Genomic DNA, 14,229 nt, shown 5'->3' with positions numbered 1-14,229 from the left:
AGGCGGGGCAGGGGGCATGGAGGGGAAAATGAGCAGCGAGAGCCAGTTGCGCGAGCAGATGTGCCTGCTTGCGAAGTCGATGTTCGACCGGGGCCTGACCGGCGGCAGCACCGGCAACATCTCGGCGCGCACCGACGACGGCGGCCTGCTGGTCAGCCCGACCGGGACCAGCTTCGGCCGGCTTGACCCGGGCCGGCTGAGCCGCTTCGACGCCGGCGGCACGCTGGTCGAGGGCGATCCGCCGACCAAGGAGATGGCGCTCCACAGCGCCTTCTACGAGACCCGCTCGAGCGCGGGGGCGGTGGTGCACCTGCACGCGTGCCACTCCGTCGCGCTGTCGATGCTGCCCGAGGTGGACGCGGAGAATTTTCTGCCCCCGCTGACCCCGTACGCGATCATGAAGCTCGGCCGGGTCAAGCTGCTGCCGTTCTTCCTGCCGGGCGATCCGGCGATGGGCGCGGCGGTGCGCGGGCTCGCGGGCAAGCGCTCGGCGGTGATGCTGGCCAACCACGGCCCCGTCGTCGCGGGGCGCGACGTGGAGGCGGCGTGCAACGCCATCGAGGAGCTCGAGGACACGGCGCGCCTGGCGCTGCTGACGCGCGGCATGAACCCGCGGGGGCTCAGCGCCGCGCAGGTCGGGGCGCTGGTCGAGCGGTTCGACGTGCAGTGGGACGACTAGCGCCGGCCCCGCGCGCGGATCGATTTCTCTCCGTCTTCTGGCAGCCCCACCCGGCTTGCGCTACGAAGATCGCGCATTGAGAGAGGGGACAACGAGATGCGGCAGACATGGCGCTGGTTCGGACCGGCAGATGGCGTGGGCGTCGACGAGATGCTGCAGGCCGGGGTCGAGGGCGTCGTTTCGGCGCTGCATCACCTGCCCACGGGCGATGTCTGGAGCGCCGAGGAGATCGCGCGGCGCCAGCGCGAGATCGCCACGCGCGCCGACGGCAGCGCCTCGGGGCTCGCCTGGGAGGTGGTCGAGAGCCTGCCGGTGACGGAGGACATCAAGAAGCAGACGGGCGACTGGCGCGCGCATATCGAGAATTACAAACTCAGCCTCGCCAACCTCGCCGCCGCCGGCATCGAGACGATCTGCTACAATTTCATGCCGGTGCTCGACTGGACCCGCACCGACCTCGCCTACCGCGTCGGCCATGGCGGCACCGCCATGCGCTTCGACCTGCACGACTTCGCCGCCTTCGACATCCACATCCTCGAGCGCCCCGGCGCGGCCGAGAGCTTCCCAGAGGGCGTCGCGGAGATCGCCGGGGAGCGGTTCGCGAAGATGTCCGGCGAGCGGCGGGAGCAGCTTGCGAAGAACATCGTCTTCGGCCTGCCCGGGACCGCCGAGCACTTCACCCTCGACGACGTGCGCGCTCACCTCGCCGAGTACGACGGCATGCCCACCGAGACCTTGCGCGGCCACCTCGTCGATTTCCTCGCCGAGGTCGCGCCCGAGGCCGAGCGGCTGGGGCTGCGCATGTGCTGCCACCCCGACGATCCGCCGTTCTCGCTGCTCGGGCTGCCGCGGATCATGTCGACCGAGGAGGATTACCGGGCGGTGATGGAGGCGGTCGACGTGCCGGCCAACGGCATCACGCTGTGCTCCGGCTCGCTCGGCGCGCGGCCGGAGAACGACCTGCCGGGGATCATGGAGCGGCTGGGCGACCGGGTCCACTTCCTGCACCTGAGGAACGTCACCCGCGATACCGAGGCGGTGCCGTGCTCCTTCTACGAGGACGAGCACCTGCGCGGAAGCACCGACATGGTGGCGCTGATCGCGGCGGTGCTGCGCGAGGAGCGCAAGCGCGAGCAGGCGGGGCGGGCGAACGTGTCGATCCCGTTCCGGCCCGATCACGGGCAGGACATTCTCGACGATCTCACGCGGAAGGTGCAGCCGGGCTATCCGGCGATCGGGCGGCTCAAGGGGCTGGCGGAGCTGCGCGGCGTGCTGGCCGCGCTGTCGCATCCCGAGCACGGGCTGTAGGCCGCATGGCCCCGGGCCGCACGAGGCGGCCGGGGCCATGGGCGGAGAGGGCTCAGCCCTCGATGCGGTCGTCGATGTCGAAGTCCTCGATGTCGCGCTGCTCCTGCGCGTCGAGGATGCCGTTGCCGTCGTCGTCCAGCTCGGCGAACTCGACAGCGGTCATGTTCGGGTAGAGGCGCTGGGCGCTGGCGAGGTCGAGCGCATCGGCGGCGGCGAGGCCGACCTGCGGCTCCGACATCGGGCGGGTGCCCATCATGGCTTCATCGCACGCGGCGACGCCGGTGAGGGACAGAAGCGCGATGGCGGTGGCGCCTTTCATGAAAGTCATTGGTGTCTCCTTCGTTCAGGTTCACAACTTCGTAACCCGACGAGGCGCAATAAAGTTTCAAGACTTTTTCCGATCTTCTGGAACCGGGGCGGAGCGGGCACCTGCGGAGCGCATGGATCGTTGCCAAAATATTCTTATACGAGTAGTGTCGTCAGATATGAACAGGACACTTCGGTCCCCACGGCCGGCGCAATAGCGGCTATGGTGGCTTGAACGACCGATCCGGTCCAGGGGAGAGGGGCGCTGGCGTTGATCGATTCTCATTGCCATTTCTGGCACTTGTCGCGCGGCGACTATGGCTGGCTTGACGGCGAGGGCGGCCCGCTGCAGCCGATCCGCCGGGACTTCGACCTTCCGGACTACCCCGGCGAGGCACGGCTGATCGCGGTGCAGGCGGCGCCGAGCGTGGCGGAGACGGAATTCCTGCTGTCGCTCGCCGAGCGCGCGGGCTCGCCCATCGCCGGCGTCGTCGGCTGGATCGATCTCGCCGAGGACGGGGCAGGGGAGACGCTGCGGCGGCTCGCCGCGAACCCGGCGTTCAAGGGCGTGCGCCCCATGCTGCAGGACATCGCGCAGACCGACTGGCTACTCGAGGAGGCCTGCCCCGAGGCGCTCGACACGCTGCAGGAGCTCGGCCTGCGCTTCGACGCGCTGGTGACGGAGCGCCACCTGCCGATGCTCGAGGCCTTCGCCGCCGCGCGGCCCGACCTGCCGCTCGTCGTCGATCACGCCGCCAAGCCGCAGCCCGGGGCCCGGCCCGGCTGGGAAGAGGGGATGGCCGCGCTGGCGCGGCTGCCGCACGTGCGCTGCAAGCTCTCGGGCCTGCTGACCGAGCTCTCCGAGGCGGAGCGCGCCGACCCGCTCCCGGCGCTGCAGGCCATCCTCGAGCGGCTGCTCGACTGGTTCGGCCCCGAGCGGCTCATGTGGGGCAGCGACTGGCCTGTGCTGACCCTCGCCGCCTCCTGGCAGACGTGGCGCGAGCTGACCGACAGGCTCCTCGCGCCGCTCTCCGAGCGCGAGCGCCGGGCGATCCTGCACGACAACGCGGCCGGCTTCTACGGTGTGGCGCCATGACCGACCTCGTGCGCATGGAGGGCGTCGACAAGCGCTTCCCCGGCGTCCATGCGCTGAAGGCGGTGGATTTCGATCTCCGCGCCGGCGAGGTGCACGCGCTGATGGGCGAGAACGGCGCGGGCAAGTCGACGCTGATGAAGTGCCTGTCGGGCATCTACCGCCCCGACGGCGGGCGCATCCTGATCGACGGGCAGGAGGCCGACCTGACCGGGCCGAAGGCGGCACAGGAACTCGGGATCGGCATCATCCACCAGGAGCTCGCGCTGATGCGCGACCTCAACGTGGCGCAGAACATCTGGATCGGGCGCGAGCCCCGGCGCAGCTTCGGGCGGATCGACGAGGCCAAACTCAACGCCGACGCCGCCGCGATCTTCGAGAGCATGAACGTGCGGATGGACCCGCGCACGCCCGTCTCCTCGCTCACCGTGGCGCGCCAGCAGATGGTCGAGATCGCCAAGGCGCTGTCGTTCCGCTCGCGCGTGCTGATCATGGACGAGCCGACGGCGGCGCTGACCAACAGCGAGATCGACGAGCTGTTCACCATCATCCGCCGCCTGCGCGACGAGGGGGTGGGGATCATCTACATCAGCCACAAGATGGACGAGATCCGCCGCATCTCCGACCGCGTGACGGTGATGCGCGACGGCGCGCACGTGGGCACGGTCGAGGCCGCCGACACGCCCATCTCGGAGATCATCACCATGATGGTGGGCCGCGAGATCGCCGACGAGAGCGTCGCCATCCCCGATCTCTCCGCCGCCGAGACGGCGCTCGAGGTGCGCCACCTCAGCCGCGGGCGCGACCTGCACGACATCAGCTTCGATCTCAAGCAGGGCGAGATCCTCGGCTTCGCCGGCCTCATGGGCGCGGGCCGCACCGAGCTCGCGCGCGCCATCTTCGGGGCCGAGCCGCCGGACGCGGGCGAGATCGTCGTGCACGGCCGGCGCGTCACCATCCGCAGCCCGCGCGACGCGGTGCGGGCCGGGATCGGCTACCTGTCGGAAGACCGCAAGCATTACGGTCTCGCCCTCGGGCTCGACGTGCGCGCCAACATCGCGCTGGCCAGCATGGACCGCTACCGCGACCGCGCCTGGCGCATCGACGAGCGCCGCCTCGAGGGCGTCGCGAAGGACTACATCGACACGCTCAACATCCGCACGCCGCACGACCGGCAGGAGGTGCGGCTGCTCTCGGGCGGCAACCAGCAGAAGGTGGTCATCGCCAAGTGGCTGCTGCGCGACTGCGACATCCTGATGTTCGACGAGCCGACCCGCGGCATCGATGTCGGCGCCAAGGCCGAGATCTACCGCCTGCTCGCCGACCTCGCGGCGCGGGGCAAGGCGATCATCGTCATCTCGAGCGAGCTGCCCGAGGTGCTGCGCGTGTCCCACCGCATCGCGGTGATGTGCGAGGGCCGGCTGACCGGCATCCTGCCCGGCGGCGCCTCGCAGGAAGAGATCATGGCGCTTGCCACACAGCGAGAAAGGATGACGGCTCAATGACTTCCGCCGACACGACCGCCGAGCCGGCCACCGGCGCCAAGGCCGCCCGCCGCGGCAGCGCGCAGCAGAAGCTGCTCGCCTTCGCCAGCCTCATCGCGCTGGTGATCGTCTTCTCCATCGCCAGCCCGAACTTCTTCCAGGTCTCCAACATCATGGCGATCCTGCAGGCGGCCTCGGTCAACGGCGTGCTCGCCATCGCGGTGACGCTCATCATCATCACCGGCGGCATCGACCTGTCGATCGGCACGCTGATGACCTTCTGCGCGGTGATGACCGGCGTGGTGCTGACATGGCTCGGCGCGCCGCTGATCCTCGGCGTCGTCACCGCCATCGCCACGGGGATGCTCTCGGGCCTCGCCTCGGGCACCTTCGTGGCCAAGATGAAGATCCCGCCCTTCATCGCCACGCTCGGCATGATGCTGATCCTCAAGGGCCTGTCGCTGATCGTCACCGGCACCCGGCCGATCTACTTCAACGACACCCCCGGCTTCGACCTCATCTCGCGCGGCTCGCTCATCGGCGCGGTGATCCCGGGCTTCCCGGTGCCCAACGGGGTGCTGATCCTGTTCATCGTCGCCGGCGTCGTCGCCTGGATCCTGAGCCGCACAGTGCTGGGCCGCTACACCTTCGCGCTCGGCTCCAACGAGGAGGCGGTGCGGCTGTCGGGCGTCAACGCCGACGCCTGGAAGATGGCGATCTACGCCGTCTCCGGCGCCATCGTCGGCATCGCCGGCCTGCTGATCGCGAGCCGCCTCAATTCGGCCCAGCCGGCGCTCGGCCTCGGCTACGAGCTCGAGGCCATCGCCGCGGTCGTCATCGGCGGCACCAGCCTGTCGGGGGGACGGGGGACGATCCTCGGCACCCTGATCGGCGCGCTCATCATGGCGGTGCTGACCAACGGGCTGCGGGTGCTCTCCGTCGCGCCCGAATGGCAGACCGTCGTCACCGGCGCCATCATCATCGTCGCCGTCTACGCGGACCAGCTCCGCCGGCGCGACCCGAGCTGACACCCGCGCGCCAGACGCGGGGCAGGACCAAGTGAACCCAGAGGAGGACCCCATGTTCACGAGACGCCACTTCACCACCGCAGCCACAGCGCTCGCCCTCACCCTCGGCGCCACCGCCGCCAAGGCCCAGGACGGCGAGCTCTACATTCCGCTCATCTCCAAGGGCTTCCAGCACCAGTTCTGGCAGGCCGTGAACCAGGGCGCGGAGCAGGCCGCCGAGGAGCTCGGCGTGCGCGTGACCTTCGAGGGCCCCGACAACGAGAGCCAGGTCGACAAGCAGATGGACATGCTCGCCGCCGCGCTCGCCAACAACCCGGCCGCGATCGGCTTCGCCGCGCTCGACAGCCAGGCCGCGATCCCGCTGCTGCGCCAGGCGCAGGATGCCGGCGTCGCCGTCATCGCCTTCGACAGCGGCGTCGACAGCGACATCCCCGTCGCCACCGCCGCCACCGACAACGTCGCCGCCGCGGCGCTCGCGGCCGACAAGATGGCCGAGCTGATCGGCGGCAGCGGCCAGGTCGCCGTGGTCGCCCACGACCAGACCTCTCGCACCGGGGTCGACCGCCGCGACGGCTTCGTCGACCAGATCGAGGAGGCGTATCCCGACATCGAGATCGTCGCCATCGAGTACGGCGGCGGCGACCAGCTCGAGTCGACCGAGATCACCCGCGCGCTGCTCGCCGCGCACCCCGATCTCGCCGGCATCTTCGGCACCAACGAGGGCTCGGCCATCGGCGTCGTCAACGGCGTGCGCGAGAGCGGTGCGGAAGACATCGTGATCGTCGGCTACGACAGCGGCCAGGCCCAGATCGACGCGATCCGCGACGGCGTCATGGCCGGCGCGATCACCCAGAACCCGGTCGGCATCGGCTACGAGACCGTGAAGGCCGCCGTCGCCGCCGCCCGCGGCGAGGAGGTCCCGGCCGATATCGACACCGGCTTCTACTGGTACGACCAGACCAACATCGACGATCCCGAGATCGCCGCGGTCCTCTACCAGTAAACCCGCACGCCGGGCGCCCTCAGCGGCGCCCGGCTCCGCAGGCGCGCCGGGCGATGGACGCCTGGCGCGCCCGCGCATCGGAACTTCATGACATGAACGGCACTGGACGCCTTGCGCCTCGCGGGGCGGCATGAAGGTTGCCCTAGCGTCAGTTTCGGGACAATCTGCCGGCGCCGGTTCGGCGAGGCCATGACCGGGCGCACCAGGTTCTCGACCCGAGGAGACTGCCGCATGTCCGATCAGACCATGGCCGCCGGCTTCACGGCCGCGTTCCTCGATTATGCGGTGGCCGAAGGGGCGCCTCGCGGCGGGCTGCTGGCGGCGTCGGGGCTGGCCCAGGACGATCTGGCGGATCAGGACCGGCGCATACCCGTCGCGGCCCACCACGCGCTCATCGCCGCCGGTATCCGGGCGACGGGGGACACGTCGCTGCTCCTGCGTCACGTCCTCGACACGCGGCTGGAGACGATGTCGATCGTCGGCCAGATCGTGCACGCCTCCCGCTCCTTCCCGCACAGCCTGGAGCAGCTCAACCGCTATGCGCGCCTCATGGCGGATGTGCCGCTTCCCGGCGGACGCGACCGGTTCGCGCTCGAGCGCGACGGTAATGCCGTCTGGCTGGTGGATCACAAGCCCGCCGACGGCAGCTGGATGGCGACGGAGGCGAGCTTCGCGCGGTTCATCTCGGAATTCCGCCGCTCCGCCCCGGAGTACCCGTTCGAGCAGGCGCTGGAGGTGACCTACGCGCCGCCGCCCCACGCCAACCGCTACCCGGAGCTCTTCCGGGTGCCGGTGACGTTCCGCGCGGCGCGCAACGCGCTTCGCATCAACCCGGTCTGGCTCGACGTGCCGTTCGACGGCGGCAAGGACTACGTCTTCGGCGTGTTCACCCGTCATGCGGACGCGCTGCTGGACGAGCTTGCGGCGCACGACACCGTGCGCTCCGCCGTCGAGGCGCGGATGCTGGCCGACCTGCACGAGGGCACGCTGTCGATGGACCGCATCGCGCGCGATCTGGGCATGAGCCGGCAGACGCTCTATCGCCGTCTGAAGGAGGAGGGCGTCACCTTCGCGCAAGTCCACGACGACCTGCGCCGCCGGATGGCGATGGACTACCTGAGCGCGCGCAAGGTGTCGGTCGGGGAGACCGCCTACCTTCTCGGCTTCTCGGAGGCCTCGGCCTTCGTGCGCGCCTTCCGGCGCTGGACCGGCGCCAGCCCGACCGCTTGGCTCGGCAATTGATGCCTCGGGTCAATCCGATGATCCCTGCGGTCATGCCGCTTCCCGGCGCGGACGGGTAGCTCCTCCCTCGACACGGATTGCCCGTCGAAGGAGACACGACATGAGATCGATGCTGATCGCCCCGTTCTGCCTGACCGCCCTCCTCGGGGCCTGCGCGGAGATGGGCACGGATGTGGACCCAATCCTCGACGGCCCGCCGAACGCGCAGTTCCAGAGCGACCTGTCCGCCTGCCGCAGCCTGGCACGCAGCCAGACGCAGCTGGACCACGAGACGCTGGCCGCGATCGTCCTCGGCGCCGGCATCGGCGGTCTCCTGGGCGAGGCCGACGAGGGCGACGCGCTCGGCGGGGCCCTCGCCGGCGCAGTGGCCGGCGCCGCGGCGGGCGTGGCCGGGGCGGCCGACACCCGCGAGGCCGTCGTGCTGAACTGCCTGCGCGGCCGCGGCCATGCGGTCGTGAACTGAGGGAGGGCGAGATGCACGACATCCATGTCCGGTCCGGCGCGCCTGCGGTGGGGGCGAGGGGCCGATGACCCAGACCCTCGCCATCGCCTTTGCCGGGCTGACGGCGTTGCCGGTGCTGATGCAACTAGCCGTCGCCGCCGGCGCCCCGCTCGGCCGGCTGACGGTCGGCGGCCGCTTTCCCGGCCGGCTGCCGCCGGCCTGGCGCGCGCTGGCGCTGGTCCAGGCGGCGCTGCTCTGCGCCATGGCCGGGGCGGTGCTCGCCCGGGCCGGCATCGGCGTCCTGCCGTTGGCTCCGCTGTTCTGGCCCGCCCTCGCGCTGACGCTGCTGTCGCTCGCCGCCAACGCCGCGAGTCCCTCGCGCCCGGAGCGCCTGCTCTGGACGCCCGTCCTCTTCCTCATGGCCGCCGCCGCGCTCGGCGTGGGCCTGTCTTGACCTGCGGAGACGATCCATGAACGTTCTCGTGGCCGGCGCGACCGGCTATCTCGGGCGCTTCCTCTGCGCCGAATATGCCCGGCGCGGGCACCACGTCACCGCGCTGGTCCGCGACGCCGCGCGTGGCGCGGGGCTGGCCGATCTGTCGGTCGAAGCCGAGGCGACCCGGCCCGAGACGCTCGTGGGGATCATGGACGGCATGGACCTCGTCGTCTCGGCGCTGGGCATCACGCGCCAGGCCGACGGCCTCGGCTACCGGGAGGTCGACTACCAAGCCAACCTGAACCTGCTGCGCGAGGCCGAGGCGGCGGGCGTCGGGCGCTTCGCCTACGTCCATGTCCTGAACGCCGACACCATGGCGGGTGTCCCGCTGGTCGACGCCAAGACCGCCTTCGTCGAGGCGCTGCACGCCTCCGACCTGCAAGCCACGGTGATCGCGCCCTGCGGGTTCTTCTCCGACATGGGCGAGCTGTTCGGGATGGCGCGCCAGGGCCGCGTCTGGCTGTTCGGCGACGGCTCGCGGCGGCTCAACCCCATCCACGGCGCCGACCTTGCGGCGGCCATCGCCGACGCGACGGAGGCCGGGATGGGCTGGGCCGAGATCGGCGGCCCGGACGTGATGACGCAAGCCGAGATCGCCCACGCCGCCTTCGCCGCCCTCGGGGCGGAGCCGCGCATCACCTATCTGCCCGACGCCCTGCGCCGGGCCGCGCTGTCCGTCCTGCCGATCCTGCCGCGCCGCATCGGCGGCCCGGCGCGCTTCTTCCTGACCGCGCTGGGGCACGACATGATCGCCCCCCGCTTCGGCACGCGGCGCCTGTCCGACCACTTCGCAACCCTCGCCGCCGAGGCGGCCCATACCCCACCAGGAGAACAGAGATGACCCTCACCAAAGCCGGCGGCCTCGCCGCCCTCGTCTGCGCCGGAACCTACATCTTCGGCTTCGTCTTCCTCGTCACCGTGTTCGCCCCGCTCGGCTTCGGCACGGGCGAGACCGATGTCCCCGCCGTCGTCGCCTACATCGCCGATCGGCCGGGCGTCATGATCGCCTGGAACACCACGATCTACATCGTCAACGCGCTGGCACTGACGGTGCTGGTCGTCGCTCTGCACCGCCGGATCGCCAGCGAGCGGCCCGACGCCGCCGCCCTGGCCGGTGCCATCGGCCTGATCTGGGCCACCCTCGTCCTCGGCGCCGGGATGATCGCCAATGTCGCGGTGGAGCAGGTTCATGCCCTCGCCGCCGATCCGGAGGCCGCCGCCGAGCTGTGGCTGACACTGCAGGCGGTCGAGCTGGGCCTGGGCGGCGGCAACGAGATCGCCGGCGGTGCGTGGATCCTGGTCGTCAGCCTGGCGGCGCTCGCGAGCGGCATCTTCGGCCGCATCACCGCCGGGATCGGCGCGGTCAGCGGCTTCGCCGGGCTCGTGACGATCCTGCCGCCGCTCGGTGAGACCGCCGGCGCCGTCTTCGGCCTCGGCGCGATCGCGTGGTTCGTCGCCGTGGGCCTGGTGCTTCTGCGGGGCAGCCGGACGACGTTCGGGCGAGGGCTCGCGGCCTGACACCGGGCCATCCCGCGCGCGTATTGTATCATCGGCCCGGCCGTTCATGCGCCACGTCGTGAACGGCCGAGCTCGACGCTCTCGCTCTCGCGGCCCTAGGCTCCGATGAAGTCCGAGCGCCGTTCGACCAAGGCGTCGCAGAGATAGTCCACGAACAACCTGACCCGCCGGACCCGCCGCAGGTCGGAATGCAGCAGCACCCAGAGCGACCGCCGCTCGTCCAGCTGTGTCCCGGGCACCCGCTGCAATTCCGGAAATTTCGCCTCCACCCACGCGGACAGGAGCGCCAGCCCGGCCCCGGCCCGCGCCATGTGAAGATGCATCTCCGGGTCCGGGATCGTGTGCCGGACCCGGGCTTCGGGAAACGGCGACCGCTCGATGTACTCCAGCAGCTCCGGCACCGGACCGTACCCGATCCATTGCAGACCCTGGCCCTTCGGTCCGGCTGCGGGGAGCCGTCTGTCCAGGTAGCTCCGCGCCGCGAAGATGCCGATGGCGGCCGGGAAGAGCTTGCGCCCGACCACGTCCTCGTCGACCTCCGCCACGCTGCGGATGGACACGTCCGTCTCCAGCTTCTCGATGGAATCGATGCCGTAGGACAGCTGGAGCTCGACGTCGATCTCGGGATAGAGCGCCGCGAACTCGGCCAGCACTGGCGCGAGCATGAAATGCCCGGTCAGCGGATCGGCCGAGACGCGGATGCGGCCGGACGCTTCCCGATCCAGTCCCTGCACGGCATTGAAGCCGCGCAGCAGGGCCGTCTCGGCCTCGAGCGCCTGCGGCAGCAGGGTCCGCCCCGCCGCGGTCAGGCGGAAGCCGTCCGCGCCGCGCCGGAACAGCTGCACGCCCAGCTGCGCCTCGAGCGCCTCGACCTGGCGCCGGGCGGTCGCATGGGTGCCGCCAAGCTGCGCCGCCGCCGCACGGAGCGACCCGTGCCGCGCGACGGCGAGAAAGGCGGGGAGGGCTTTCCAGTCCAGCATTCGGAACGTTTTCGATCCACTGTGGGTGATATCGGTCAGTATGCGGATCAACCGTGCCCCGATACTTCCCTCCACGTCAACTCAAGCGAGGAAGTCGAAAATGCAAGCCACCGCCCAAACCCTGAACGCCTGGAGCGTCACCCGCTACGGCGGCCCCGAGGCCCTCAAGCCCGTCAGCCGCACCATGCCCGCGCCCGGCCCGAAGGACGTGCTGATCCGCGTGCGCGCCTCCGCCGTCAGCCGCGCCGACGGCATGATGCGCGCCGGCACGCCCCGCTTCGCCCGCCTGTTCCTGGGCCTGCGCCGTCCCCGCCACGATCTGGTCGGAACCTGCTTCTCGGGCGAGGTCGTCTCGGTCGGCCACGCCGTGTCGAACTTCGCGGCCGGCGATCCGGTCTACGGCATGTCGGGGCTGAACTTCGGCGCGAACGCGAGCCACATCTGCATGGACGAGGACGGCGTTCTGCTGCACAAGCCCGCCGCGATGTCCCACGAGGAAGCCGCCGTCATGAGCGACGGGGCGGTCACGTCGCTCAACTTCCTCAAGGAGATCGGGGAGCTCCGGGCCGGCCAAAGGATCCTGATCCTCGGCGCCTCCGGCAGCCTCGGCACCGCCGCCGTCCAGATCGCCGCCGCCATGGGCGCCGAGGTGTCGGGCACGTGCAGCGCGCGCAACGCGGGGCTCGTGGCCTCGCTCGGGGCGAGCCGCGTGATCGACTACGCGGCCGAGGACTTCACCAGGATGGGGATCCGCTACGACGTGATCTACGACACGCTCGGCGTCAGTTCGTTCGGCCATGCCAAGAGGGCGCTGGTCAGCACCGGCCGCTATGTCTGCCCGGTGCTGAGCCTGGGCCTGCTCGGCGCCATGATCCGCACCGCGCTCTTCGGCGCCCGCAAGGCCCGCTTCTCCGCGACCGGCATGCTCAAGCCCGAGACCCTGAGGAAGATGCACCATCACCTCCTCGACCTGGTCGAGGCCGACAGGTTCGTCCCGGTGATCGACCGGACCTACCCGTTCGACCAGCTCGACGAGGCCCACCGCTATGTCGAGAGCGGCCGCAAGGCGGGAAACGTGGTCCTGGTCTGACCCGAGGCGCCTGCGGGATCCGACCTCGGTTCCAACAGCCGGCTCGACGAAACGTCCTGAGGCGGGAGCGGAGCGGTCAGGACAGTGCTTGTCTGTAGAAGCCCTGGCGCGCAGGTCATGAGCGACTGTTCGCGCGAGGGCGGCTCGCTTGTTGCTCGTCAGCTTACACACACACGGGGGCTCGTGCGCCTTGCTCTGCGTCAAGTGGGGCAGGGCAGCGTCTCCCGGGCCTTGTTGCGCGCGAAAGCGGGGACGCTGGGAGGAGGGTACGGCAGAAGCGGGGGGTTATCTTCGAGCCGGGCGGGCCATGGTGAGGACACTGGACGCGAGCGCGGGCTTACGGGCCCGGCTGGGAGAGCGGTTGCTGTCTCCTCTGACTGATACTAGGATACTAGTAATTCAGAGCGGGAGGAGAGACATGGGCGATGGGCTGAGGGTCCTGGTGCACGGGACGGGGTTCGCGGGGCAGGGGCATGCGGCGGCGTTTCGCGCCGCGGGGGCCGAGATCGTCGGGATGGTCGGGCGGACGGCGCACGTGGTCGAGGAGGTCGCGGGGCGGATGGGCATCCCGCACGCGGGCACCGACTGGGCCGAGGCGCTGGAGGTCTGCAAGCCCGATGTCGTCTCCGTCGCGACGCCGGGCGGGGCGCATTTCGAGCCGATCCGGCAGGCCATCGCGGCCGGGGCGCACGTCTTCTGCGACAAGCCGATGACCGAGAGCGGAGAGACCGCCGCCGAGCTGCGCCGGCTGGCCGAGGAAGCGGGGGTCAAGACCTGCTACGCCGCCAGCTTCCGCTACACGCCGAGCGTGCTTCACGCCCAGCGGCTGGTCGCCGACGGCGCGATCGGCGAGCCGACGGAGGTGGAGTGCATGTCGCACTTCAACCTCGAGCGCGAGATCCCGTTCGGCTGGTCGCACCAGAAGTCGGCCGGGGGCGGGCGGCTCAACAACAACTTCACCCACACCCTGTCCATCGTGACCTCGGTGGTGGGGGAGGGCGTCCGCGAGGTGTTCGGCGACGTGCGCGACGACCTCGGCCGCGCGCCCATCGTGGAGGGCGTCCACGACTTCACCAAGCGGCGCAGCTTCATCCCCAAGGACCTGGACGACCCGAGCCTGAAATGGGGCGAGAGCGACGTGGAATGGTCCTATACCGTGCTTGCCCGGATCGAGAGCGCGCTGGCGCGCCAGCCGGTCTCGGTGCTGTTCAAGCACGGCGGGCTGGTGCCCCGGTTCGGCGACGACCACATCGTGTTCTACGGTACCGAGGGGGCGATCCACCTGAAGGGCCATTACGGCAGCGGGCAGCTGTCGCTCCACGACGGCAGCGGCTGGACGGACCTGCCGCTGCCGGACGACATCGCGGCCGAGGTGCCCGACGTGGAGGGCGAGACCGAGCAGTGTTGGCACCGCCTGGTGCGCGACTTCACCCGCGACATCCGCGGCGAGGCGGTGGCGCCGTACCCGACCTTCCGCGAGGGGGCGCGGTACCAGGCGATCATCGACGTCATCCGGGCCAGCGCGGGCTGGACCGACGTGCGGCATCTGGGCTGAGGAGC

General features: G+C 70.6%; 15 protein-coding genes. 13 read left to right on the top strand and 2 right to left on the bottom strand.

The window, feature by feature from the left end:
• Positions 1–28: 28 nt before the first annotated feature.
• Positions 29–679, top strand: coding sequence for a 3-oxo-tetronate 4-phosphate decarboxylase (gene otnC, locus OG2516_RS05620; RefSeq protein ID WP_007254664.1), 651 nt, complete (start codon positions 29–31; stop codon positions 677–679).
• A gap of 96 nt (positions 680–775) precedes the next feature.
• Positions 776–1,987, top strand: a complete 1,212-nt coding sequence (gene uxuA / locus OG2516_RS05615; protein WP_040614986.1) for a mannonate dehydratase — start codon at positions 776–778, stop codon at positions 1,985–1,987.
• Between the two features lie 52 nt (positions 1,988–2,039).
• Here uxuA and OG2516_RS05610 read toward each other — a convergent pair whose 3' ends face one another.
• Positions 2,040–2,315, bottom strand: a complete 276-nt coding sequence (locus OG2516_RS05610) for a hypothetical protein (RefSeq protein WP_007254662.1) — start codon at positions 2,313–2,315, stop codon at positions 2,040–2,042.
• 249 nt (positions 2,316–2,564) lie between these two features.
• Between OG2516_RS05610 and OG2516_RS05605 the strand changes: the two genes are divergently transcribed.
• The 9 genes from OG2516_RS05605 (at position 2,565) to OG2516_RS05565 (ending at position 10,599) form a co-directional block, all read left to right on the top strand.
• Positions 2,565–3,389 (top strand): amidohydrolase family protein, encoded by an 825-nt coding sequence (locus tag OG2516_RS05605; protein ID WP_245544273.1) that lies wholly within the window; start codon positions 2,565–2,567, stop codon positions 3,387–3,389.
• Entirely contained in the window at positions 3,386–4,891 is a 1,506-nt protein-coding gene (locus OG2516_RS05600) for a sugar ABC transporter ATP-binding protein (RefSeq protein WP_007254660.1), read from the top strand. The genes OG2516_RS05605 and OG2516_RS05600 overlap by 4 nt, the downstream gene beginning before the upstream one ends.
• The gene (locus tag OG2516_RS05595) at positions 4,888–5,898 is read left to right on the top strand and encodes an ABC transporter permease (RefSeq protein ID WP_007254659.1); all 1,011 of its coding nucleotides are present in this window, start codon (positions 4,888–4,890) and stop codon (positions 5,896–5,898) included. Before OG2516_RS05600 ends, OG2516_RS05595 begins: the two co-directional genes overlap by 4 nt.
• 52 nt (positions 5,899–5,950) lie before the next feature.
• Positions 5,951–6,901, top strand: coding sequence for an ABC transporter substrate-binding protein (locus tag OG2516_RS05590; protein WP_007254658.1), 951 nt, complete (start codon positions 5,951–5,953; stop codon positions 6,899–6,901).
• A 231-nt stretch (positions 6,902–7,132) separates the two neighbouring features.
• Positions 7,133–8,143, top strand: a complete 1,011-nt coding sequence (locus tag OG2516_RS05585; protein ID WP_007254657.1) for an AraC family transcriptional regulator — start codon at positions 7,133–7,135, stop codon at positions 8,141–8,143.
• A gap of 100 nt (positions 8,144–8,243) precedes the next feature.
• Positions 8,244–8,606 carry a glycine zipper family protein gene (locus OG2516_RS05580; RefSeq protein WP_007254656.1) on the top strand — a complete coding sequence of 121 codons (363 nt, stop codon included), beginning with the start codon at positions 8,244–8,246 and terminating at the stop codon, positions 8,604–8,606.
• 64 nt (positions 8,607–8,670) lie between these two features.
• Positions 8,671–9,039, top strand: a complete 369-nt coding sequence (locus OG2516_RS05575; RefSeq protein ID WP_007254655.1) for a hypothetical protein — start codon at positions 8,671–8,673, stop codon at positions 9,037–9,039.
• 16 nt (positions 9,040–9,055) lie between these two features.
• Complete coding sequence (locus tag OG2516_RS05570) at positions 9,056–9,922, top strand: SDR family oxidoreductase (protein WP_007254654.1); 867 nt, start codon at positions 9,056–9,058, stop codon at positions 9,920–9,922.
• Positions 9,919–10,599, top strand: a complete 681-nt coding sequence (locus OG2516_RS05565) for a DUF4386 family protein (protein ID WP_007254653.1) — start codon at positions 9,919–9,921, stop codon at positions 10,597–10,599. The genes OG2516_RS05570 and OG2516_RS05565 overlap by 4 nt, the downstream gene beginning before the upstream one ends.
• A 95-nt stretch (positions 10,600–10,694) precedes the next feature.
• Here the strand turns inward: OG2516_RS05565 and OG2516_RS05560 are convergent, their stop codons facing one another.
• The gene (locus tag OG2516_RS05560; protein WP_245544272.1) at positions 10,695–11,630 is read right to left on the bottom strand and encodes a LysR family transcriptional regulator; all 936 of its coding nucleotides are present in this window, start codon (positions 11,628–11,630) and stop codon (positions 10,695–10,697) included.
• Positions 11,631–11,679: 49 nt separating this feature from the next.
• Between OG2516_RS05560 and OG2516_RS05555 the strand changes: the two genes are divergently transcribed.
• Positions 11,680–12,669, top strand: a complete 990-nt coding sequence (locus tag OG2516_RS05555) for an NAD(P)-dependent alcohol dehydrogenase (protein WP_007254651.1) — start codon at positions 11,680–11,682, stop codon at positions 12,667–12,669.
• A 418-nt stretch (positions 12,670–13,087) separates the two neighbouring features.
• Positions 13,088–14,224: a Gfo/Idh/MocA family protein gene (locus tag OG2516_RS05550; protein ID WP_007254650.1), complete on the top strand. Its 1,137-nt coding sequence runs from the start codon at positions 13,088–13,090 to the stop codon at positions 14,222–14,224.
• The last annotated feature ends 5 nt before the right edge of the window (positions 14,225–14,229 follow it).

The sequence above is a fragment of the Oceanicola granulosus HTCC2516 genome, assembly GCF_000153305.1.
Taxonomy (GTDB): Bacteria; Pseudomonadota; Alphaproteobacteria; order Rhodobacterales; family Rhodobacteraceae; genus Oceanicola; species Oceanicola granulosus.
The sequence above is the reverse complement of the archived record's forward strand: the minus strand, read 5'-3'. Positions and strand labels throughout refer to the sequence as shown.